This window comes from Flavobacterium sp. SP2 (genome assembly GCF_057626655.1).
Genome location: NZ_JBVHBT010000004.1, coordinates 302111 through 326990, shown reverse-complemented (window position 1 = coordinate 326990; position 24880 = coordinate 302111). Strand labels below are relative to the sequence as shown.

General features: G+C 33.5%; 19 protein-coding genes. 15 read left to right on the top strand and 4 right to left on the bottom strand.

Annotated elements, in window-relative coordinates:
- The first annotated feature begins 4 nt into the window (after positions 1–4).
- Positions 5–1150, top strand: a complete 1146-nt coding sequence (locus ACZ098_RS10905; protein WP_487311774.1) for a glycosyltransferase — start codon at positions 5–7, stop codon at positions 1148–1150.
- On the opposite strand, the gene ACZ098_RS10900 is transcribed toward ACZ098_RS10905, so the two are convergent.
- Genes ACZ098_RS10900 through ACZ098_RS10890 form a run of 3 tightly spaced genes read right to left on the bottom strand, consistent with a single transcriptional unit; the run spans position 1136 to position 4488 of the window.
- Positions 1136–2416 (bottom strand): O-antigen translocase, encoded by a 1281-nt coding sequence (locus ACZ098_RS10900; protein ID WP_487311773.1) that lies wholly within the window; start codon positions 2414–2416, stop codon positions 1136–1138. The two genes, ACZ098_RS10905 and ACZ098_RS10900, sit on opposite strands and share 15 nt — an antisense overlap.
- The gene (locus ACZ098_RS10895; protein ID WP_487311772.1) at positions 2417–3514 is read right to left on the bottom strand and encodes a DegT/DnrJ/EryC1/StrS family aminotransferase; all 1098 of its coding nucleotides are present in this window, start codon (positions 3512–3514) and stop codon (positions 2417–2419) included.
- On the bottom strand, positions 3511–4488 hold the full coding sequence (locus ACZ098_RS10890) for a GNAT family N-acetyltransferase (protein ID WP_487311771.1): 978 nt from the start codon (positions 4486–4488) through the stop codon (positions 3511–3513). Before ACZ098_RS10890 ends, ACZ098_RS10895 begins: the two co-directional genes overlap by 4 nt.
- 126 nt (positions 4489–4614) lie before the next feature.
- Here ACZ098_RS10890 and ACZ098_RS10885 point away from each other — a divergent pair, with 126 nt between their 5' ends.
- The 7 genes from ACZ098_RS10885 (at position 4615) to ACZ098_RS10855 (ending at position 13608) form a co-directional block, all read left to right on the top strand.
- Positions 4615–6444, top strand: coding sequence for a T9SS type B sorting domain-containing protein (locus tag ACZ098_RS10885; RefSeq protein WP_487311770.1), 1830 nt, complete (start codon positions 4615–4617; stop codon positions 6442–6444).
- Between the two features lie 58 nt (positions 6445–6502).
- Positions 6503–7291 carry a TrmH family RNA methyltransferase gene (locus ACZ098_RS10880; protein ID WP_487311769.1) on the top strand — a complete coding sequence of 263 codons (789 nt, stop codon included), beginning with the start codon at positions 6503–6505 and terminating at the stop codon, positions 7289–7291.
- A gap of 101 nt (positions 7292–7392) precedes the next feature.
- A complete protein-coding gene (locus ACZ098_RS10875; protein WP_487311768.1) occupies positions 7393–7836 on the top strand; it encodes a DoxX family protein in 444 nt (147 codons plus the stop codon).
- Positions 7837–7864: 28 nt separating this feature from the next.
- On the top strand, positions 7865–9415 hold the full coding sequence (locus ACZ098_RS10870) for a serine hydrolase (RefSeq protein WP_487311767.1): 1551 nt from the start codon (positions 7865–7867) through the stop codon (positions 9413–9415).
- A 119-nt stretch (positions 9416–9534) separates the two neighbouring features.
- Entirely contained in the window at positions 9535–11751 is a 2217-nt protein-coding gene (locus ACZ098_RS10865) for a RelA/SpoT family protein (RefSeq protein WP_487311766.1), read from the top strand.
- A 71-nt stretch (positions 11752–11822) separates the two neighbouring features.
- The gene (locus ACZ098_RS10860; RefSeq protein ID WP_487311765.1) at positions 11823–12278 is read left to right on the top strand and encodes a Fur family transcriptional regulator; all 456 of its coding nucleotides are present in this window, start codon (positions 11823–11825) and stop codon (positions 12276–12278) included.
- A 58-nt stretch (positions 12279–12336) separates the two neighbouring features.
- Entirely contained in the window at positions 12337–13608 is a 1272-nt protein-coding gene (locus tag ACZ098_RS10855) for an adenylosuccinate synthase (protein ID WP_487311764.1), read from the top strand.
- 41 nt (positions 13609–13649) lie between these two features.
- On the opposite strand, the gene ACZ098_RS10850 is transcribed toward ACZ098_RS10855, so the two are convergent.
- Positions 13650–15521, bottom strand: coding sequence for an alpha-amylase family protein (locus tag ACZ098_RS10850; RefSeq protein ID WP_487311763.1), 1872 nt, complete (start codon positions 15519–15521; stop codon positions 13650–13652).
- Between the two features lie 124 nt (positions 15522–15645).
- Between ACZ098_RS10850 and ACZ098_RS10845 the strand changes: the two genes are divergently transcribed.
- The 7 genes from ACZ098_RS10845 (at position 15646) to ACZ098_RS10815 (ending at position 24831) form a co-directional block, all read left to right on the top strand.
- Complete coding sequence (locus ACZ098_RS10845; protein WP_487311762.1) at positions 15646–17274, top strand: OstA-like protein; 1629 nt, start codon at positions 15646–15648, stop codon at positions 17272–17274.
- 484 nt (positions 17275–17758) lie between these two features.
- Complete coding sequence (locus tag ACZ098_RS10840) at positions 17759–18952, top strand: aspartate aminotransferase family protein (RefSeq protein ID WP_487311761.1); 1194 nt, start codon at positions 17759–17761, stop codon at positions 18950–18952.
- A gap of 151 nt (positions 18953–19103) precedes the next feature.
- Positions 19104–19634, top strand: coding sequence for a hypothetical protein (locus tag ACZ098_RS10835; RefSeq protein WP_487311760.1), 531 nt, complete (start codon positions 19104–19106; stop codon positions 19632–19634).
- A gap of 160 nt (positions 19635–19794) precedes the next feature.
- Positions 19795–21189, top strand: coding sequence for a tetratricopeptide repeat protein (locus ACZ098_RS10830; protein ID WP_487311759.1), 1395 nt, complete (start codon positions 19795–19797; stop codon positions 21187–21189).
- 2 nt (positions 21190–21191) lie between these two features.
- Positions 21192–21743: an energy transducer TonB gene (locus ACZ098_RS10825; protein ID WP_487311758.1), complete on the top strand. Its 552-nt coding sequence runs from the start codon at positions 21192–21194 to the stop codon at positions 21741–21743.
- Positions 21727–22473, top strand: coding sequence for a shikimate dehydrogenase family protein (locus ACZ098_RS10820; protein ID WP_487311757.1), 747 nt, complete (start codon positions 21727–21729; stop codon positions 22471–22473). Before ACZ098_RS10825 ends, ACZ098_RS10820 begins: the two co-directional genes overlap by 17 nt.
- A 249-nt stretch (positions 22474–22722) precedes the next feature.
- Positions 22723–24831, top strand: a complete 2109-nt coding sequence (locus ACZ098_RS10815; protein ID WP_487311756.1) for a DUF349 domain-containing protein — start codon at positions 22723–22725, stop codon at positions 24829–24831.
- The last annotated feature ends 49 nt before the right edge of the window (positions 24832–24880 follow it).

Here is a 24880-nt window from a genome sequence, read left to right as displayed (position 1 = left end):
ATAAGTGAGAATATTATTAATAGGTGAATACAGTAGGTTGCACAATTCGCTCAAAGAAGGCTTGCGCGAACTGGGTCATGAAGTTATTCTTATTGCTAATGGTGATGGATTTAAGAATTATCCAGCCGATTTAAGTACGAAACCTCGATTTTTTGAATCTAAATTGGGTTCCTTTTTTAGAAAGTTGGTTTATAAAATAATTCAATTTGATTGTGCTAAAATTGAAATTGGAATTCGCTTTTACTTATTTTCCAATCGGTTGAAAGGCTTTGATGTTGTTCAATTAATTAATGAAGCACCGATTCAAACCACAGGAAGTTTAGAACGATTTTTATTAAAACGAATAATTTCAAATAACAAAAAATTATTTTTATTATCCTGCGGTATTGACTATTTTGTTGCTTCGGATTTGATGCAGAAAAAGCAACGTTATTCGGTAATGACACCCTATTTTGAAAATCCTGAAGCTAAAAAAGAGTATGGTTTTATACTTGATTATCTAAAAGACAATCATAAAAAAACTCACAATTTGGTTTATAAATCTATTGCTGGTGTCATTGCATCTGATATAGATTATCTAGCACCAATTCAAAATCATCCAAAATTTTTAGGATTAATTCCAAATCCTGTAAATACCGATTTAATTAAGTTTAAACGGCTTTCAATTGAAGGTAAAATCAGTATTTTCTTAGGTATTAACAGCGGAACTTATTACAGTAAAGGGATTTCGTTTTTTGAAAAAGCAGTAGAACAAATTAAGATTTTGTTTTCAGATCAAGTTGAAATTATCATCGCACAAAATTTACCCTATCAAGAATATATCGAAAAATACAATAAAGCACATGTCATTTTAGATCAAGTATATGGTTTTGATCAAGGATATAATGCGCTGGAAGCCATGGCAAAAGGAAAAGTGGTTTTTACAGGCGCTGAACAAGAGTTTCAAAATTTTTATAACCTTACAGAAACTGTTGCAATAAATGCTTTGCCAGATGTTGCGTATTTGATAAAAAAAATATCCTCTTTAATAGAAAATCCTTCAGAAATTACACAAATTGGTCAACAAGCAAGAGCATTTATCGAAAAGGAACATCATTTTATGGAAATCGCAAAACGTTACGAAACTACTTGGAAATCAGCTACCAATTAGACTTTTTCTAAAATAGACACTTAACATAACAAAATAGATGACGTAGGTAAAAGCATGTGCCATTACAACTCCTTCAATACCATAAATCGATAGTAAATAAGTACTACTTACATACAAAATGAATAACGAAATTAGTTCTGAAATGATAAACGCTTTTGTCATTTTCTTTGCGAAAAATTGAAACCCTAAAATTAATGCAGCCGCTTTAAAAAAATCGCCTAGCAATTGCCAGAAAAACAAAGTGGTAACCGGTAAAAATGCTTTAGTAAAAAGTAGTTGAATTATAATGTATCTTAAAAAATAAACCGCTAGTAAACCTACCAAAAAAATGGGAAGTATGCCTTTGTAATAATTCCAAAAAAGTTGTTTAGTTTCGTTATTAGTTGTTGCCATTGACATTTTCGGAAAGAAATAAATACTTATCATCGATGTGATGAATAAAAAATAGTAGGACGAAATTCTAGTCATGGCTTCCCAAAAACCTGCTTGTTCAATACCTAAAGTGCTACTAATATTTTTTCTGATTACTAAAACGACTAGCGAACCTAAAACTCCTGAAACTAACGCCATCAAGGAGAAAGACGACATTTTCTTTAAAAACCCTAGATTATAAAATTGAAACGAAATGTTTTTAAAAAGCTTAATTTCTTTATTTAAAAAAACAAACGAAACTATGAATAATAAGGATGGAGTTAAGATAATGGATAGTAATGCACCTTCGGTTTTTAGATTCCAAATCAATACAAATGAAACTATCAATCCGATTACATTTCCAATGATAGTAATATAAATGACTTTTTTATACGCATCCAAACCATTAATAACTGCAATGATAAAAATGTTTCCTATGTAAAATGGCAAGGCAAGAGCACTAGTTTTAAAAACAAAAGCATAATTGTACTGCGTTTCAAAAACCTTGGAATTAAAATAATCTGAAAAGGACAATAAAATTATACCCAAAACCAAACAACAACTAAAAACGGTGATGAAAGCAGTAGACAAAATTTCTTTTAACTTTTCAGGATTATTTTTATGCTCAGCTACATATTTTACAACACCATTTTCAAATCCTAATGTTGCTAATGACTCAATAGTTGTTAAAAAGTTTCTTAAATTTCCCACCAATGCCATACCAGTTGGACCAGCAAATCTCGCAATGATGTTAGAAGTAATTAATCCTATTAAAATTTTTATTAAGATACTAATTCCGTTAAGCGAAGTAGCTTTAAACAAAGGTCGCGTTAGTATTTCTTTGGGAATCTTCAATTAATAGTTATTTAAAATTTGAATCACATAATCAACCTCAACATCAGTCATAATTGGACTAATCGGTAGACTCAAAACTTCTTGATGTATTTTTTCGGTAATTGGAAAAATGTTACCGTTAAAAGATTCTAGGGCTTTTTGTTTATGTGGAGGAATTGGATAATGAATCACCGTTTCAATATCATTTTTTACTAAATAGTCTTGTAGTTCTTGTCGGTTTTTAGTTCGAATTACAAATAAGTGAAAAACATGATTGTCGGAAAAGTCCCAAACTGGCAAAACAATTTTGTTATTATTTATTTCTGCTAAATAACGCCTTGCGATGGTACATCTTTTAGAATTTTCCTCGTCTAAAAATGGTAATTTTACATTTAAAAAAGCAGCTTGAATTTCGTCTAATCTTGAATTTACACCTAGAATTTCGTTGTAATATTTTTTTTCTGAACCATAATTTCGAAGTGAAAAAAGCACTTTTGCTAAAGCATCATCATTTGTAGTAATTGCGCCAGCATCTCCAAGTGCGCCAAGATTTTTACCAGGATAAAAGCTAAATGCAGCTGCATCTGAAAAATTTCCTGCTTTAATTTCACCAATTTTAGCTCCATGAGCTTGCGCAGCGTCTTCAATTACTAGTAAATTGTATTGCTTTGCAAACGCATCAATTTCAGTCATTTCACACAATTGACCGTACAAATGCACTGGAAGAATTGCTTTAGTTTTTGGCGTTATTTTCTGTTTTAGTTCGTTATAATTTAAAGTGTAACTTTCCAAATCAGGTTCGACCAAAACTGGAACCAAATCTGCTTCTAAAATTGCTAAAACACTTGCAATATAGGTATTTGCAGGAACTAAAACTTCATCGCCTTTGTGCAATTTTCCAAGCTGTAGGTAACCTTTCAGAATCAAAACCAACGCATCCAAGCCATTTCCAACGCCGATACAATATTTTGTACCACAATATTGAGCAAAATTTTGTTCAAACAATTGTACCTCGTTACCAAGTATAAACCATCCTTGCTCCAAAACCAATTTCAATTTTGCTTGAAATTGCTCTTGATGCTGTAAATTTATTTTTTGTAAATCGAGAAACTTAATCATATAAAAACGGTGTCTAACAAATAATAATTGGCTGTTTCTACTTCTTGAAAATGCTGAATTACGGTTTTGGCTCCAAAGCTTTCTTTCCAAAAAAGCAAACCTTCGTTGATGTTTCTGCCTTGATTTTCATTGCTAATACCGAAATCAAAGAAACTTATATCTTTAAAAACTTCGGTAATCAAATGATGGTATAAATAATCTAAACTTCCCAATTCATTTTTATCTTTATTACCCGATATATATTGCGGATGTGCAACATTTTCGGTAATGAAAACTGTTGTTCCTGCCACAATTTTATCTCCATGATATACATTAAAATGTCTGATATTTTCAGGGAATTTTTTCTGCAATTTCATAATTTCATCAACAGAATGAACAGGTTTAACGTCGTGCTTCCTATCTAAATTCGGAATTAATATTTGGTTCCAAAACAATTCAAATTCAAGCTCTTCCTTAATAACTAATTCATTTTTTATACCACGTCGAATACTTTCTTTTCTGGTTTTTGATATAAAATAAGGTTTGGTCAAATCAATTGTTGAAAGTGCATCGGCACGAATTATTTTAGCATTTACTAAAAACAAACAATACGCCAATTCATCAGAAAAATAATTCGAATAAAACGCTGGCAACATTTTGAACGTAATTGTTTCCATTTGATGTTCGTGCAAAAAAAACAAAATACTTCTAAAAACTATAATGGATGTTTTTAGTTTGGTTTTCTCATTCAAAATCAAACCGCCGTAAGTCAATCCGTAATGTGAAAAAACAGCATTCCCTACTCTATTAGCTGGTACAACTGCAACCAACTTTTCAGCATCAAATACCAAAAGCGAAAAGTCTTCAAATCGATCGCTATGGTATTCCATAAAATCACGATGAAACAAAAATGTAGCGTTTTTGGCACTACTTATAAAAGTATTCCAAATTAAAAAATCTTCTTTTTTATATAATCGTACTTGGTAGTCTTGCACTGGGTATTTTTAAAACATCGGAAAATTACACTTTTATTTATCAAATCAAAAAAATAAATCCATTTTTAAAATTGTTTCTATTTCAAAATAAATCCTTAATTTTAAACATTCTATGAAATTGAATTTGTGAAATTAAAACTACTTTGTTTACTTTTTAGTATTGTTAGCGCAAGTTTTTGTTCGGTTTTCGCACAAAATGTTTCGTTGTACCAACAATTTAATGGGCGATACGATTTCACTTTTGTTGGAAATACCATGAATGTTGCTGAAAATGGAGCGAACGATCCGTGTTTAATTTTAACCAGTTCTTCTGAAAGTTTAACACTTAATTCTAATGATAACATTATTGCGGCTTACTTGTATTGGGCTGGTTCTGGAACTGGCGATTTTAACGTAAAACTAAACGGTCAAAATGTGGTCGCCCAAAGAACTTTCTCGCATGCACAACCCAGTACAGGAAAACCATTTTTTAGTGCTTTCACAAATGTAACGGCGCAAGTTCAAGCCATTGGAAACGGATTGTATACACTTTCAGAACTAGATGTATCTAGCTTTCTAAATCCGTTAGACTATTGTAGCAATGGAACAAATTTTGCCGGTTGGGCGTTGGTTATCGTTTATGAAAATGCGAGTTTGCCACTCAATCAATTGAATGTTTACGATGGTTTACAAAGTATTCCTATTTCTATTCAAAATCCGCCAGAAGTATCGCTGAGTATTACATTGAACAGTTTAAATGTAATTGACAATGCTAATGCTCGAATAGGATTTGTTGCTTGGGAAGGCGATCGCAACATTCAAGTTTCTGAATCATTATATATTAATAATAATTTAATTGGAAATCCACCACTGAATCCAAACAACAATGCTTTCAATGGAACCAATAGCTATACTGGTTCGACTACTTTATACAATATGGATTTGGATGTGTATAATATTCAAAATAATATTAATATTGGTGATTCCAGCGCCACTATTAATCTAACATCTGGCCAAGATTTTGTTATGATTAACACCATCGTCACCAAACTGAACAGCCAGTTACCAGATGCGACAATTGCTATAAACAACATCAACCAACAATGTAATTCTCGTACCATTACTATGGAGTATACTGTTTCTAATCTCAATTCGACCAACGTTCTTTTAAGTGGAACGCCAATAGCCATTTATGCTAATGGAATTTTAATAGGATACGATGAAACTACATTACCAATTGAAATAGATGAAAGTTACACCACATCAATCACACTAGTAATTCCTGATGCTATTCCTAATGATTTTGAACTTACATTCGTAGTCGATGATGTTGGAACTGGCTCCGGAATCAGAACCGAACTTGTGGAAAACAACAATACATTCTCAGAAAATTTCTCGTTTTTTATTCCACCTACAGTCAATGAACTCCAACCGTTAGTAAGTTGCAATGAAGGCTTAACAGCAGGAACATTTGATTTTGAAAATTATAGCACACTTGTTTTAGCAAATTCAAATCAAACCTTTCATGGATTTTATGGAACGCAAGAAGATGCCGAAAATCAGGTCAATCCAATTTTAAATGCTACCAATTATACGGCTACGGCAACTCCAAAATCAATATTCATTCGGGTGCAAGATGAGAATTGTTATACCATTACTTCTTTCTTGCTTACTACAAAAAATTGTCCTCCAACAGTATACAACTATGTTTCGGCTAATAATGATGGCTTCAACGATAGTTTTTTTGTCAAAGGATTGCGCAATATTTTTCTAAATTTCGAAATTGAAATTTACAATCGATGGGGAAAACTAGTTTGGACTGGAAACCACAACACACCAGATTGGGATGGTTTTTCAAATGAAAACTTCCGTTTTGACGATAATAATTCGCCTAAAGGAACGTATTATTATTTGATAAATTTAAATGATATCAACTTTCCACAGCCCTTAGTTGGTTGGTTGTATTTTACAAAGTAAATTGTAATTTTAAAAAAAGTGAGTAACTTCGCTACCTAATAATTCTTAGAAAAATCCTTTGAAACAAATAACTTCAATACAAAATTCGTTTATAAAGTCACTGGTACTGCTTCAGGAAAAATCGAAAGCTAGAAAACAATCTGGAACTTTTTTAATTGAAGGAAAACGCGAAATTGAATTGGCTATAAAAGGCAATTACGATATCGCAACCATTTTATTTTTACCTGAATTGGTTTCTGAAAATGAAGTAACAAAATTTTCAAAAGCAACGGTAGATGTTATCGAAATCAACAAAGAAGTGTATCAAAAATTGGCTTATCGCGATACCACAGAAGGTATTATTGCTGTTGCTAAAACCAAATCATTACTATTAGCCGATTTAAAATTATCTAAAAATCCATTACTACTGGTTGCCGAAGGTATCGAAAAACCAGGAAATATTGGTGCCATGTTGCGTACCTGCGATGCAGCCAAAATTGATGCCGTAATTATAGCCAACCCAAAAACCGACTTTTATAATCCGAACAACATTAGATCAAGTGTTGGCTGCTTGTTTACCAATCAAATAGCAACTGGTACAACCGAAGAAGTTATCGAATTTTTAAAGAAAAATAACATCGCTATTTATAGCGCAACGCTGCAAAATTCAACTTTTTATCATACCCAAGATTACACGCAACCTACGGCGCTTGTTGTTGGAACCGAAGCAACAGGACTTACACAACCTTGGCGCGAACAAGCAACACAAAATATCATTATTCCAATGCAAGGTGAAATTGACAGCATGAATGTATCAGTTGCAGCGGCAATTCTTCTTTTTGAAGCCAAAAGACAGCGCGGTTTTTAAAAATGTTAAAAATAAAGTGGTTATTATTTGATTATCAGACATAAAATAATAAATTTGAATTGTTAAAATCAAATTAAACAATTCTTAAAACCAATTTAACCATGAAAAAAATCTTCTCAAATTCTATCGAACCTTTTAATTTATCGCTAGGAATTTTTCTTATTCGAGTAATAATCGGCGTACTAATGGCCTTTTTAGGTTACGAAAAATTAATCCATTTTAATGAAATGGCTGCTTCCGATTTTTGGACAAAAAATGTAAGTTTTTTAGGAATGTCTGGTTCAATTGCTTTGGGATTAACAGTTTTTGCAGAGTTCTTTTGTAGTTTACTTTTAACAATTGGCTTATTTACAAGATTATCATTAATTCCATTAATCATCTGTATGGGATACATTGTAGTTTCTATTGCGCAATTCGCAGTTCTAGAATCGGGCGACCACGGTACTAATGTAAATTCAGCTTTTGTTTATCTAGTCATTTATTTAGGTTTGTTTTTTACTGGAGCAGGAAAATATAGTCTTGACTACATGATTGGAAAAAAATAATATTTTTCTAAAAATTTATATTCATAACATGAAAAAATTACTTTTCTATACTTTAGTATTGCTGGTACTAACGAAATCTTACAGTCAAATTTCAGAAAATGCATTGGATGATGTGGTCAACAGAACCATGAAAACATTCAATGTTCCGGGAATTTCAGTTGCAATTGTTAAAGATGGAAAAGTAGTTATTTCAAAAGGTTATGGAGTAACCAATAGCAATACGCAACAAAAAGTAGATGGTAATACACTTTTCGGAATTGCCTCAAACAGTAAAGCATTTACAACCGCAGCATTAGCAATGCTTGTTGATGAAGGCAAATTGAAATGGGATGATAAAGTTATAACCTACATTCCAGAATTCAAGATGTACAACAATTATGTTACAGCAGAATTCACCATTCGCGATTTACTTACACACCGAAGCGGACTTGGTCTTGGCGCCGGAGATTTAATGATTTGGCCCGACGGACACAATTTTACTCCAAAAGATATCATTGCAAACATTCAATTTCTTAAGCCCGTTTCAGGATTTAGAGCAAAATATGATTACGACAATCTTTTGTATGTCATTGCAGGAGAAGTGATTGCTAAAGTTTCAGGGAAATCTTGGTGCGATTTTGTAGAAGACCGAATTCTTAAACCACTAAAAATGAACAACAGTGCTGCATCTTGGCATCGTTTAAAAGATACTACAAATACGATTGTACCACATGTTCCAACCGATGGAAAACTAGTTGTGATTCCGAGATATACCAACACTATTTTTGACGCAGCAGCCGGAATTTATTCCAGTACCAATGATTTGAGTAAATGGGTTATTGCACAACTACAAAAAGGAAAATATGGTAACGAAAGTAACCAACGACTGTTTAGTGAAAAAGTACATGCTGAAATGTGGAAACCGCAAACCCTACTTCCCAATGGCGGTACATTGCCTTATTCTAGCAATTTCAAAGCCTACGGATTGGGTTGGCAATTGACTGATATCAATGGTCATTTACAAGTATCTCACACTGGTGGATTAGATGGTATTGTTACCCAAACAATTATGATTCCAGATCTTCAACTAGGAATTATTGTTTTAACTAATCAACAATCGGGTTCGGCTTTCAATGCGATTTCAAATACTATAAAAGATAGTTATTTAGGATTAACAAATCCCGATCACGTGATTGCATTGTCTCAAGACCGAAAACAAAAAGAAGACGATGCCGATAAAATTACGGATGAAGTTTGGGAAACAGTAGCTAAAAATCAGAAAGAAAAAATCAAAATAGATACGCAAAAATACATTGGAACTTACAAAGACAATTGGTTCGGAGTTATTAGTATTTCTGAGAAAAAAGGAAAATTATATTTCAAATCGGTGCGTTCACCGAGATTATCAGGCGAAATCTTTTTCTACAAAAACCAAAATTTTGTTGTAAAATGGAACATTAGAAGTTTTAATGCCGATGCTCATATTTTCTTTGATTTGGATGCAAATGGAACTGCAAATCATTTTAAAATGAAGGCAATTTCACCATTAACCGATTTTAGTTACGATTTTCATGATTTAGATTTTTCTAAAGTTAATTAAATCGGCTTCCATTCTTACTTAAAGCCTAAACAAGTGCAGATCTTTTACTATTCAAATTATTGTTTAGCACTTGCCTATTTCAATATTTATTCCTACTTTTAGAGTATTGAAGATACGCTATGACAGAAATTGAAATTGAAGAAGAAAACAAAGCAATTGCAAGAGAATACAAAGAATTGCTTCGCATTAGTTATCAAACACTTACACCAGACGACAAAAAAATCATCAGAAAAGCATTTGATGTAGCCGTAGACGCACACAAAGACCAGCGCCGAAAATCTGGCGAAGCTTATATTTTTCATCCCATTGGAGTTGCCAAAATTGTGGCTTCCGAAATCGGACTTGGAGCAACGAGTATCGCTGCCGCATTAATGCATGATGTGGTGGAAGACACCGACGTTACTATTGATGATATCGAAAAAATGTTCAATCCTAAAATTGCACAGCTTGTTGAAGGATTAACCAAGATTTCGATGGTTCAAAAAGATTTGAATGTGTCGATGCAAGCGGAAAATTTCCGTAAAATGCTGCTTACTCTAAACGATGATGTACGTGTAATTTTGATAAAAATTGCCGATAGGTTGCACAATATGCAAACTATGGATTCGATGCCCGATTACAAACAAGTTAAAATTGCCTCCGAAACATTATACATTTATGCACCACTAGCTCACCGATTGGGATTGTACAACATCAAAACCAAATTGGAAGATTTAGGATTAAAATACACTGAACCAAGTATTTACAATGATATTGTTAGCAAAATAAAAGAAACCAAAGAAGAACAAGACGCTTACATCGAATCGATTTCATCTGTTTTAAAAAAATCATTAAACGATGAAGGTGTAGATTACACAATAAAAGGCAGACCGAAATCTATTTATTCCATCCGTCGCAAAATGGCAGCACAGAATGTAAGTTTTGATGAAGTTTACGACAAATTTGCCTTGCGAATTATATACAAATCGAATCTACACGACGAGAAATTCCTCGCTTGGAAAATATATTCTATTGTAACCGATCATTATCGCCCAAGTCCAAGTAGATTGCGCGATTGGATTTCATCACCAAAATCTACAGGTTACGAAGCCTTGCACATTACTGTTATGGGACCAAAAGGTCGTTGGGTAGAAATTCAGGTGCGCAGCGAACGCATGGACGAAATTGCCGAAAAAGGTTATGCTGCACATTATAAATACAAACAAGGTGCTACTGAAGAAAGTGGTTTGGATGTTTGGCTTAATTTGCTAAAAGAAGCCTTAGAAAATTCGGAAACCAATGCGGTCGACTTTGTAGAAGATTTTAAAATGAATTTGTATGCGAAAGAAATTTTTGTGTTCACACCCAAAGGAGAAATAAAATCGTTACCTAAAGGTGCGACTTCACTGGATTTTGCTTTTAGCATACATTCTGAAATCGGAATTCGAACACGCGGCACACGCGTAAACGGAAAATTAGTACAGTTAAATCATGAATTAAAAAGTGGCGATCAGATAGAAATTATAACTTCTGCCAATCAAAAACCGACGCTACATTGGTTGGATTATGTAACCACTTCAAGAGCTAAAAACAAAATAAGAAATGTCTTAAACGAAGACACCAAAAAAATTGCCGAAGAAGGAAAAGAACTGCTGACTCGAAAATTAAGACATTTAAAAATTACGCTTAACGAAAGTGTGGTTAACGAATTGGTGAATTTTTTCAAACTCAAAACCAGCTTGGATTTATTTTATCGCGTTGGTGCTGGCGCAATTGAAAACCAACAGTTGAAAGATTATGCCGCGCAAAAAAGCAATACCTTAATTAATTTCTTTAAAAACAAAATAAAACGTACGCCTGGAACTTCTGCAGATATTAATAAACAAGAACTCAGCAGTAACTACGATTTATTGGTTTTCGGAAAAGAACAAGATCGATTAGACTATAAACTTTCGACTTGTTGCAATCCAATTCCTGGCGATGAAGTATTTGGATTTGTAACAATCAACGAAGGCATCAAAGTACACAAACGCGATTGTCCAAACGCAATTTCAATGCAATCTAATTATGCGTACCGCGTGATGCAAGCCAAGTGGATTGACTCATCGCAACAAGAATTCAAAGCTATTCTTAAAATTACTGGAATGGATAGTTTGGGATTGACCAACGATTTGACCAAAGTAATTTCGAGCCAAATGAATGTAAACATCCAAAGCATCTCTTTGAATGGTGAAGCCGGAATTTTTAACGGACAAGTAACGGTTGTGGTTCAAAACAATACCATCTTGAAAAAACTTATTGATAACATTAAGAAAATTGACGGAATTGATAAAGTATCAAGAGTTTATACTAATTAGAAGAACTTAAATTATAAACTTTTGATAGTTATATTTTTAAACCTAAAACAAAAAAATTATCTTTGCCAGATATGACACTAATAGCTACCGATAACAACCACAATCAAGAAATTGTAAAAAATGTTTTTACCTTGTATCTTGAAGCCAAAGGCCATCGCAAAACGCCTGAACGCTATGCTATACTTCAGGAAATATATGATAGCGAAGAACATTTTGATATAGAAAATTTGTACATCAAAATGAAAAATAAAAACTATCGTGTTTCACGTGCTACTTTGTACAACACCATCGAACTCCTGTTAGATTGCGGTTTGGTTAGAAAACACCAGTTTGGACAAAACCAAGCCCATTATGAAAAATCATACTTCGATAAGCAGCACGATCACATCATCATGACCGATTCTGGAGAAGTAATTGAGTTTTGCGATCCACGGATTCAAACCATCAAAAAAACAATCGAAGAAATGTTTAATATTGATATTAACAGTCATTCGCTTTACTTTTACGGAACCAAAAAACAAGAATAAAATCGCGACAACTTTCTAGTTATCGTATGCCATAAAACAACAACACACAACTAACACAATGACTGTAGATTTATTATTAGGATTACAATGGGGTGATGAAGGAAAAGGAAAAATTGTTGACGTTCTAACTTCCAAATACGACATTATTGCGCGTTTTCAAGGCGGCCCAAATGCGGGACATACTTTGGAATTTGACGGAATAAAACACGTTTTAAGAACCATTCCTTCAGGTATTTTTCACGACAACAATATTAATGTAATTGGAAACGGAGTAGTAATTGATCCTGTAGTTTTTAAAAGCGAAATTGACGGTTTGGCTAAATTTAATTTAGATTTAAAATCAAAATTAATCATTTCAAGAAAAGCGCATTTAATACTTCCAACCCACAGATTATTGGATGCAGCATCAGAAGCATCGAAAGGAAAAGCAAAAATTGGTTCTACTTTAAAAGGAATTGGACCAACCTACATGGACAAAACCGGTAGAAACGGAATTCGTGTTGGCGATATTGAACTTGCCGATTTTAAAGACCGTTACCGAGCTTTGGCAGACAAGCACGAAGCAATGATTTCTTTTTACAATGTTGACATTCAATACAATTTACCCGAATTAGAAAAAGAATTTTTTGAAGCTATCGAAGATTTAAAAAAATTAGATTTTATAGATAGCGAAGAATATTTAAACCAAGCACAAAAAGCAGGGAAATCAATTCTTTGTGAAGGTGCGCAAGGTTCGTTATTGGATGTAGATTTCGGAACGTATCCGTTTGTAACTTCCTCTAATACAACTGCTGCTGGCGCTTGTACTGGTTTAGGAATTGCACCAAATAAAATTAAAGAAGTGTACGGAATTTTCAAAGCTTACACCACTCGCGTTGGTTCTGGACCATTTCCTACCGAAGATTTTACCGAAGCTGGCGACATGATGGCAAGCGTTGGAAATGAATTTGGAAGTGTAACAGGAAGAAAACGCCGTTGCGGTTGGTTGGATTTAGTAGCTTTAAAATATGCAGTACAAGTTAATGGAGTAACCCAATTAATGATGATGAAAGGCGATGTACTTTCAGGATTCGATACTTTAAAGGTATGTACGCAATACAACTATAAAGGTGAAAAAATTGACCATTTACCTTATAATATTGAAGAAGAAAACGTAACACCAATCTATTCTGAATTCAAAGGTTGGAAAGCCGATTTAACCGGAATGACAACCTACGATGAACTTCCAATAGAATTAAAAGAATACATCGAGTTCATAGAAAAAGAAGTCGAAGTTCCTATAAAAATTGTTTCTGTTGGACCAGATAGAAAACAAACGATTACAAAATAATAGTAAAAAGACCTTTTCAGAATTGAAAAGGTCTTTTTATTTTAGTTGATTTTTAGAATAAAACTTTCGCTAGGTTGTAATGAAATTATGACTTGACCTACTCCATTTTCAACCTTTAAAGTAGGTGACTTTCCGTAAAGCTGTTCTTTTAAATTATAATTTCCATCTTTCAATTTCCACGCTGTAATAATATGTTGTGGGATTGCCAAAGTAAAATTGCTAGCATTAAGCCAAGAAAAATTAGTAACAACAATCAATTTTTCTGCATCAGAATAACGAACATAGGCATAATTTCCTGGTTCATAACCCGCAGTTTTATCTCGATTTACGGTTTGAATCTCTTCAAATTTCCCCATCAACGCTGCACTACTTTTGGTAAAATTCAACAATCGCTTATAAAAATCACGCAACTCTTTTTCGGATTGCGATAATTGTCCACCATCAAATTTCCCGCCATTCATCCAACGCTGATGATTTGGCACACCAACATAATCGAAAATAGAAGTTCTCGAATGCGTTCCAAATCCCCCATTCTCATTTCCAGCTTCGCCCACTTCTTGTCCGAAATAAATCATGGTTGGTGACGTTCCCAAAGTAGCAGAAACGACCATAAGAGGCTTCCCTTTTTCTGGAGTTCCAGCAAATTCTGGACTTGCCAATCGTTGCTCATCGTGATTATCCAAAAAATGTAACATGTGATGTTCAATATCGGACAATCCTTTTTGAATATCAGTTAGTCCATCTGGCATTTTTTTTCCTTGAATTACATCTTTCAAATAGTCATACGTTTCGACTTTGTCATACAAATAATCCATTTTTCCAAGGTGAATATAATTTCTGTATTCCTTTGGATTATAGACTTCTGCCATCAAAAAAGCATTTGGATTTTTCGTTTTAATTGCCGAATTCATATAACTCCAAAATTCGTAGGGAACCATTTCGGCCATGTCGTATCTAAAACCATCAACACCTTTATTAATCCAATACAAAGCAATGTCCTTGAACTTTATCCAAGATGATGGAACCGATTTTCCTTGCCAAAATTCGTAATGCTCTTCAATCGATTTTTTGTCGAAACCTGCCGGCAATTCTGGAAAATCTTTACTTCCATCGGGACGAATTCCGTAATTAATTTTTACAGTTTCATACCAATCGTTGATGTCTGGCTTAGCCAATCGCGAACCGTTACCTGTCCATTTTGCAGGATTTTCATTAAATTTTCCATCTATTAATGGATTTTTTTCTCCATTTAAAGGTTTGTAATTATCCGAAGTTGGCACTTGAAATGGCTGTCCTGGAATATAATAAAAGTTATTATCGCGAGCATATTCTACCGATGTATCGTCATCAGCACCAAAATCTCGTACACCTTTCGGATTGGTTTTTCCTTCGTACTTTCTAGCAATATGATTGGGTACAATATCAATCAAAAGCTTCAAGCCGTTTTTGTGAGTTCTGGCAATTAACGCTTCAAATTCCTCTAATCGCTTCGTTGGATCAACCGCCAAATCTGGATTTACATTATAATAATCTTTCACGGCATAAGGCGAACCAGCACGTCCTTTTACCACTTCTGGATCGTCGTTGGAAATTCCGATTTGAGTATAATCGTTAACCAAAGCATGATGCGGAACACCGGTATACCAGATATAATCTACACCTAAACTTTTAATTTCTGTTAAAGCTGTATCGGTAAAATCAGTAAACTTTCCTACTCCATTCTCTTCTAATGTTCCCCAAGGTTTGTTGGTTGTATTTTTATTTCCAAATAATCGTGTAAAAACTTGATAAACGACGGCTTTTTTTTGAGTCACAACTTCTTTTTTAGGATTTATAGCTTTCTTGGTTTTCTTCTTTTGAGCAGTTGCAGTTAGCGTTAAACCAACTAACGCAAAGAGAATTATTTTTTTCATAACAGTGTAATTTGATAACACGAACACAAATATAAAAATTAGCCTTTCATTTCAAACATAAAAATATCTTAATAACGATAGTTGGTACGCCTATTTTCATAAATTTGCTTCAAAAATAAATTCTTTGAAAAAATATACCTTTTTACTGCTACTTGTAACGCTATGTTTTGCTTCTGTTTTCGCTCAGAAAAAAAGTAAAATATTGATTGAATATGCCGATTTTCAAGATCGAAATGAATATGAAATCCCTGGCGCTATACTACTTACAGGAAATGTTAGGGTAAAACACGATGGCGTCATCATGACGTGCAATAAGGCCTACTATTTTGAAAATGAAAATTACATGAAGGCGTTTGGAAATGTTCAAATGGTGCAAGGTGACACTCTATTTTTAAACAGTAAATATGCCGAATACAATGGCGATATTAAACAAGCTTATGCAACAGGAAATGTCATCATGCGTTCGCCAGACATGTCACTTACCACCGACACAATCAATTTTGACAGAGTAAAACAAGAAGCCTACTACAATTCGTATGGCACTATTATCAATAAAGAAAATACGTTAAAAAGTAAATCTGGAAGGTATTTTGTAAACCAGAAAAAATATCAGTTTTTAACCGCTGTTGTATTAACCAATCCGCAGTATGTAATAAAGTCGAATCATCTTGATTATTACACCAATTCGGGGCATTCTTATTTATTCGGACCATCTACTATTACTAGTAAAGAAAATTATATTTACACCGAAAAAGGATTTTACAATACCAAGAAAAACACAGCGCATTTTATCAAAAATTCATACATTAAATATAAAGACCGACTCATAGAAGGTGATAGTTTGTATTACGATAGAAATAAAGAGTTTGCTTCCGCTTCAAGAAATGTAAAAATTACCGACTCAATAAATAAAGCCATCACCAAAGGACATTATGGCGAAATTTTTAAGAATAAAGATTCACTTTTCATCACCAAGCGTGCTTCGGTTCGGTATTTAATGGAAACCGATTCGATGTTTATTCACGCCAAACGATTAGTTATCACAGGAAAAGTTGGCGAACGTGTGGTACGTGGTTACAACAATGCGCGTTTTTTCAAAAGTGATATGAGTGGCAAATGTGACTCTATTCATTCTAGCGAAAAAACTTCTCTTACTAAACTTATAGGAAAACCGATTTTGTGGAATAACGAAAATCAAATGACTGGCGATATTATGCATCTTATTGGAAACAATTCGACCGAAAAACTCGATTCGTTAAAAGTACTTAACAATGCTTTTATAGTTTCCAAAGACACCATTGGCGAAGGTTATAACCAAGTTAAAGGTCAAAATCTTTACGGAAAATTTTTAGAAAACAAACTCCGAGATGTTGACATTGTTAAGAATACCGAAGTAATTTATTACATGCGTAATGATGCTCAAGAGCTTATTGGAATCAATAAAAACGTGAGTAGCAAAATCAACATGATTATTGATGATAAAAGTAAAATTGAAACCATTACCTTCTTCAAGCAAGTTGATGGCGATATTTATCCCGAAAAGGATTTACCCGAAAATGCTCGTAAACTGAGAGGTTTTATTTGGCGTGGCGACGAACGAATAAAAACTAAAGAAGATATTTTTCCACCAGAGGAGAACGAAATCGATCAAAAAATTCAGGATCAAAAAAAGAAAGACGATTTAAAAGAAGACGTTCCGATGAAAGTTAGAAAAGAAACGTTAGAGTACGACAAGAAGAATAAAAAGAAATAAGTTTGCAGATTGCAGATTGCAGATTGTAGATTGCAGATTGTAGATTGTAGATTGTTGATTGCAGATTGTAGATTGTAGATTGCAGATTGTTGATTGCAGATTGTAGATTGTAGATTGCAGATTGCAGATTGTTGATTGCAGATTGTAGATTGTTGATTTTAGATTGTTGATTGCAGATTGTAGATTGCAGATTGTAGATTGCATATTGTTGATTGTAGATTGTAGATTGCATATTGTAGATTGCAGGTTGCAGATTTCAGGTTGCAGATTTTCAAAAACCGTAAAGCTGCCATTTTGAAGAAAGAATACCTGACAGTTTTTCATCGAAAAGATGAAGCAATCACAGATTGTACTTGTAGCATTTTAATCTCAAATAATTCGTCAGAAAATAAAAAGTTTAGTTTTTCAACAAAAAACTAAAATAACTAAAAAACTTAGAACCTTAGCAACTCAGAAGCTTAGCAGCTTAGCAGCTATAAAAAAAATGAATCCAGATTTTCTAAAATACCAAGCACAAACAACACCTTATCCATTAGGAATAAATATTTTCTATGCATTAGGTTCTTACATTTACAGTTGCGACAACAAGAAATACTTAGATTTTGTTGCCGGAGTATCTGCTTGTTCACTTGGCCATCAAAATAAGCGTGTAAATGATGCCATCAAAAACCAATTGGATCGGTATTCGCATGTCATGGTTTATGGCGAATATGCTCAAAATCCAGCAGTTGAATATTGCAAATTATTAGCTTCCTTATTACCGCCAGAACTCAACAAAGTATATTTGGTAAATTCTGGAACCGAAGCATGCGAAGGCGCATTAAAACTAGTGCGTCGCGTAACAGGTAGAAGTCAGTTAATTTCTTGTCACAATGCTTATCACGGCAACACAATGGGTTCGATGAGCGTCATGGGATTTGAAGAGCGCAAGCAAGTTTTTCGTCCGTTAATTCCCGATGTCGATTTCATCACCTTTAACAACGAAGCCGATTTAGAGAAAATAACCACCAAAACAGCCGGAATAATTCTCGAAAGTATTCAAGGCGGCGCCGGTTTTATTCAGCCACAAAATGACTTTTTGGCAAAAGTAAAAAAACGTTGTGACGAAGTTGGCGCATTATTAATCATCGACGAAATCCAACCTGGATTTGGTAGAACCGGAAAATTATTTGGTTTTGAAAACTACAACGTCGTTCCAGATGTCATGATCATCGGAAAAGGAATGGCCGGTGGAATGCCAGTTGGAGCCTTCGTAGCCAAAGAGGAATACATGGATTTACTCAGCGATAATCCCAAACTTGGACACATCACAACCTTTGGCGGACATCCAGTAATCGCTGCAGCATGCTTAGCAACACTACAAGAAATTACCGAAACCAACCTTATTGCACAAACATTAGAAAAAGAAAAGCTCTTCAGACAACTTTTGGTACATCCTTTGATACTAGAAATCAGAGGAAAAGGATTAATGCTCGCACCAATGACCGCATCTCCAGAAATTACCAATCAAGTAATTTTTAAATGTCAAGATAAAGGTTTGATTCTCTTCTGGTTGTTATTTGAAGGAAATGCCATAAGAATTACACCGCCTTTAACAATTTCCGAAGACGAAATTCGCGAAGGTTGCGCCATTATTCTCGAAGCCATGGACGAAGTGCTTTTGGAAATGAATAAATAGTTTTTTCAGGAGCTATTTCCAGCTTTCCACTGTATCTTTTTACCTCTAAAAAAAGAGTTAAAAAGGATGCCGTTTCAATCTGGGCTAGGCTACCCAATTGAGTTCATCACTATTCAATAAATCAGTCATTATTTATAATGTAAACTTAAAAATGAAAAAATTACTATCATTATTTATAATCTCCATGTCATTAACTGCATTTTCACAAAATAATGAGTTAATCGAATTTCAAAAGAATTTAATTAAAGTAAAAAATAACGATTCATTAAAAATAATAACAAGCCAAATTCAAAACGTTGAAAAGCAGTTAAATTCAGAAGATGCAATAACAATAAATCAGTCAACAAAATGGAAACTAGTTTGTTACGCAGTAAACGGTTGGAGCCAAATTGTGGGTCAACCAAAATCTACAGTAAACGATAAATACGTATCTAATACTGAAGAGGAAGTTGTTACAACAGAAAATCTTTTCAAAATATTTAATTTAAAATACAACGATTCGATATTTCTAAAAAAAATCCCATTAGTATTTGAACGAGAAGATTTTTTCAACAGAAAAACAACACCAATAATTATAAATAATAAGTATTTAGTATTGCGGTACGTGCACAGTTATCCGAACGGAAATCAGACAAGCTGGTATAGAGAAATGAATTATTATTTTACCAAAGTAGAAGAATAAAATAATTTTAAACAAGAATAAACTAGTTACTCAAAACCAAAAAGAGGCGACTCGAAACCAAGAATACTTGTTAATTAAATTGTTCACAACAAAAATTAAATTTTATCAAAACAAGAAGATTTTTCTTAATTTTATTTAAGCTAATCAATACATAAATAGTATGCAATTAAGCGACGAAGAAGAAGACTACAACTTATCCTTATCTAAGTTCGAATCGATGCTAAAAACCAATAAGGTTTTGTTTTTCGATTCAGAGGAGTTTGAAGAAATTATTCTTCATTATCTAGATACAGGAAAAGCCAATTTGGCCAAAAAAGCACTCAAGCTTGCACTAGAACAACACCCTAAATCAACAGGGTTAAAACTAGTTCAAATAGAAATGCTAGTGTTTGATGACAAACTCGATATTGCCGAAAAAATGCTCAACGAGTTGTACGCCATTGAGCCTACAAACGAAGAAATTTACATCCAAAAAGCCAACATATATTCTAAAAGAGACAACCACGAAAAAGCCGTTGAACTTTTAAAAGAAGCCTTGAGATATACCGATGATCCTGCCGATGTTTACAATCTTATCGGAATGGAATATCTTTTTATGGACAATTTAGAACAAGCCAAAAGTAATTTCATCAAATGTCTTGAAGAAGATATCGAAGACCAAACGGCTTTATATAACGTGGTCTATTGTCATGAGTTTTTAGATCAAAACCAACAAGCGATTGACTTTTTACTTCAGTACATCGAAAAAAATCCGTACAGTGAAATTGCATGGCATCAAGCCGGACGATTGTATTATGGATTAAAAGAATACGAAAATGCGGTGCGCGCTTTTGAATATGCTACTTATATCGACGACGAATTTGTTGGCGCATTTATGGAAAATGGCAAAGCTTTAGAGCGACTAAAACGTTATGAAGAAGCTATTGAAAACTATCAAAGAACGATCGATCTTGACGATCCAACATCGTATGCCTTATTACGAATTGGAAAATGCCACGAACGATTGGGAAATAAAGCAGAAGCATTAAAATTTTACAACCAAACCGTACATGAAGATCCACTTTTAGATAAAGGTTGGATTGCCATAACCGATTTTTATGTACGATTGAAAAACTTCCAAAAAGGACTTTATTACGTTAACAAAGCTTTAGAAATAGACAACCAGAATCGCGCCTATTGGAAACGCTATGCCGCCATAAATAAAGCCATGAATTTTTATGAAGAAGCTGAATTTGGATATAAAAAGGCTGTAGAATTTGGCGATGAAAGTTTAGAAACTTGGATCAATTGGGTTGATATTTTACAGTTTCTTGGCGAATTCGAAATGGCTGTACAAACTTTGCTTCGTGCAACCGAATTTTTCCCTGAGCAATTTGAAATAGAATACCGACTTGCAGGATTATATTTTAGTCTAAGCGATGATAAAAAAGGTAGCTTTCACCTAGCCAATGGGTTAAGACAAAGTTCTGAAAACAAAGCGATTCTTGAAGAATTGTTTCCAGTGGTTTGGGCAAGAAAGAAAGTACAGAACTTTATTAACAAGCACCTAAAATAATTATGAAAAAGATAAGCTTTGTATCATTGTTATTACTTTGCACCATTTCTTTGGCACAAAATAAAGTAACGGAGTCTACAAAAAAGCAAACTAAAGAAGTTGTTAAGGTAGAACCAACAGTAGAAGAAAAAATAACTACAGTAAAGCTAAACGATTATGACAATGATGCAACACTAGAAGCTCCTAATGAAAGTCGTAATCAATATGTAGTAGAGGAAGTTGGAAATGAAATTTACAATGTAGCAGGAATCGAAGTAAAACCTGAATTTCCTGGTGGAACCGAAAAGATGAACTTATTTATTTCAAAAAACTTAAAGTACTCTGACGAAATGATAGAGAATGAAATAAAAGGTAAAGTTTATGCATCTTTAATCGTAGAAAAAGATGGTTCATTATCCGATGTGAAAATTATTCGTGATTGTGGCTACAACACCGGAAAAATGGCAATTGAAATAGTAAAAAAAATGCCTAAATGGAAACCAGCAATGCAAAACAGCAAAACTGTGAGATGCACATTTTTACTTCCAATAATTATAGATGCAACCAAACAATAAAAAATTCGGATTGGTAGGAAAAGAAATATCCTATTCTTTTTCTAAAAAATATTTTACTGAAAAATTCTCGGCCGATTTATTTGACGATTTTACGTACGAAAATTTTGAGATTCCAACAATAGAAGAATTTCCAACAATTTTAAAAAATAATCCAGACTTAAAAGGTTTGAATGTTACAATTCCGTATAAAGAAGCCATAATTCCATTTCTAGATACGTTGTCGGAAAAAGCGTTTAAAATTGGAGCCGTAAACGTAATTCGATTTACTAAAAAAGGAAATCTAAAAGGCTACAATTCCGATTGGTATGGATTTAAAAAATCATTAGAACCGTTGTTGCAACCCCATCATAAAAAAGCACTAATTCTTGGAACTGGTGGTGCAGCCAAAGCTGTTGCATTTGCATTAAACGAATTGGATATTTTTTACACGTTTGTTTCAAGAGATGCCTCTGAAAAAACCATTGGTTACGATAGACTGAATGCTACAACATTCGACAATTATCACATTATCATCAACTGCACACCACTTGGTACGCATCCAAATGTAAAAGAATTTCCACCAATTCCTTATGATTTTTTTACCGACAAACACCTTGCATTTGATTTAATTTATAATCCCGAAATTACGCAGTTTTTAAAGAAAGCTAGTAAAAAAGGTGCAGTGATTAAAAATGGTTACGAAATGCTAGTTTTACAAGCTGAAAAGGCATGGAAAATTTGGAATAAATAGGCAATACAACCGCTGTCTAGCCCTGATTGCAGTGAAAATCATTTTTAATTGGTTTTAATTTTAACCCAAGTAAATTAAAAATGATTGTAATGGAAAGCAGGAATTACCACAATTAGCAAATCCCAAAACATTGGCTTCTGTAAAAAAATAAACTGTAGAAATCATTGATTCTCTTGGTTTTTTTTTGATTTGTGGCGACACTTTACTATCTTTCGCACCTTAAATTGTATAACCTCACACATTTATAAAATGTTAGAAGAAAAGAATGATAACCTGCAAGCGGATGAAAACGCAGCAGATGGAAACGTAAAAAATGAATCACAAGAAACGATTCAGATTGAAAATCAAGATGTTGAAGCAATTGCTGAAGCAGATGCCGAAGTAGCGATTGTTGAAGAAAGTGCAACTGAAGTTGAAACCGACGCTGCAGTTGAAACTGTTGAAACAGAAGCTGAACCAATTGTTGTGGAACATAAAACTGCAACGATTGACAACATTATTGAACTTACAGATGCACAAGTTGCTGATGATACGTTTGAAATTCAGAACGAAAGCAACCACGCTGTTAACGAAATTGCAAATGTGAATGCCGAAGAGAGTGAAGACGAAACGTTGAAAGGCAGACACGATATTCCGATGGAAGATTATGAAGCATTGCCAATGGAAAAATTGGTTGAAGCTTTGGAAGCTCTTGTGGTTGTTGACAAAGTAATGTCGGTAAGAGAACACGTTGAAGAAATCAAGAAAGCGTTTTTATCTAAATATTATCATTTTATTGATGAGAAAAAAGAGGAATTTAAACTTGAAAACCCGGATACAACAGAGGAATTTCAGTACAACTTTCCACTAAAAGCTAAGTTTGACGGACTATACAATCAATACAGAGAAAAGAAAAATACCCATTTTAAATCACTGCAAACCAACTTACAGCAGAATTTAGAAAATCGATTGGCAATTGTAGAAGAATTGAAAAATTTAATTCATTCGCCAGAAAATATAGCTTCGTCTTTGAAGCAATTAAATGACATCAGAGAACGTTGGAAAAATGCTGGTCCGATTCCGAAAGACAAGTACAACCACGTGTGGAATAACTACCATTTTCATGTTGAAAATTTTTATGATTTCTTACACCTTGATAGAGAAGCTAGAGACATTGATTTTAAACACAACCTGGATTTAAAATTAAAAATTATTGCGCGTGTTGAAGAATTGGTAAACGAAACTGACTCGAATAAAGCGTTTAGAGAATTACAAGATTTACACAAAATTTGGAAAGAAGATATTGGTCCAGTTTCGAGAGAACATCGTGACGAAATTTGGAAACGTTTTAGTGAATTGACTAAGCAAATGCACGACCAACGCGAAGCTTATTTTGAAAGTTTTAGAGCAGTTGAAGGCGATAATTTGGTAAAGAAAAATGCTATAATTGAACAATTGGAAGCATTGGCCAAAGAAAAAGTAGATTCGCACCAAGCTTGGTTAAACCAAATTGTAAAGGTAGAAGCTTTAAGAGAAGAATTTTTTGCAACAGGAAAAGTTCCAAGTGATGTGAACGAAGCAACTTGGGCACGATTCAAAACTTCAGTTCGTGATTTCAATGTTTTGAAAAATTCATTTTATAAAGACATTAAAAAAGATCAAAACGATAATTTAAGCAAGAAACAAGCTTTAGTTGCTAAAGCAAATGAGCTTAAAGATAGCGAAGACTTTGTTGGAACAACGGCAATGATGAAACAAATTCAAGAAGAGTGGAAACTTGTTGGTCACGTGCCAAGAAAATTTTCAGATGCTTTATGGAATGAATTTAGAGCAGCTTGCAATCATTATTTTGAGCGTTTAAAAAACAGTAAAAAAGAAGAAGATAGCGAAGAAGTTGCTGCTTTTGAAAAGAAAAAAGAATATTTAGAAAACTTGCGTTCTTTTGAACTTATAGGCGATCATAAAACCGATTTAGATGCTATAAAAGCTCACATTGAGGCTTGGAAAGCATTAGGTAGAGTTCCTTTTAACAGAAGACATATTGAAGGTAAATTCAATAAAATTCTAGACGCATTATTTGAAAAATTGAGCTTAAGCAAAAAAGATACTGATAAAATGCGTTTCGCTAATAAACTAGATACTATTGGCGACGATTCTAGAAAGATAGATGGTGAGAAAATTTTCATCATGCGTAAGATTGAGGAAGTTCAAAATGAAATTTTTCAGTTGGAAAATAACATACAGTTCTTTCAAAACACCAAAAATGCTAAGAAAGAAAATTCAATTGTAACTGAAGTTCGAAAAACAATTGCAAAACACAAGGAAGAATTGGTTTCTTGGAAAGACAAGTTAAAACAAATTCGCGAACTGAATAAATAAAACAAAGACTCACTTTTTAAGTGAGTTTTTTTTTGCTTAAATAAATTAG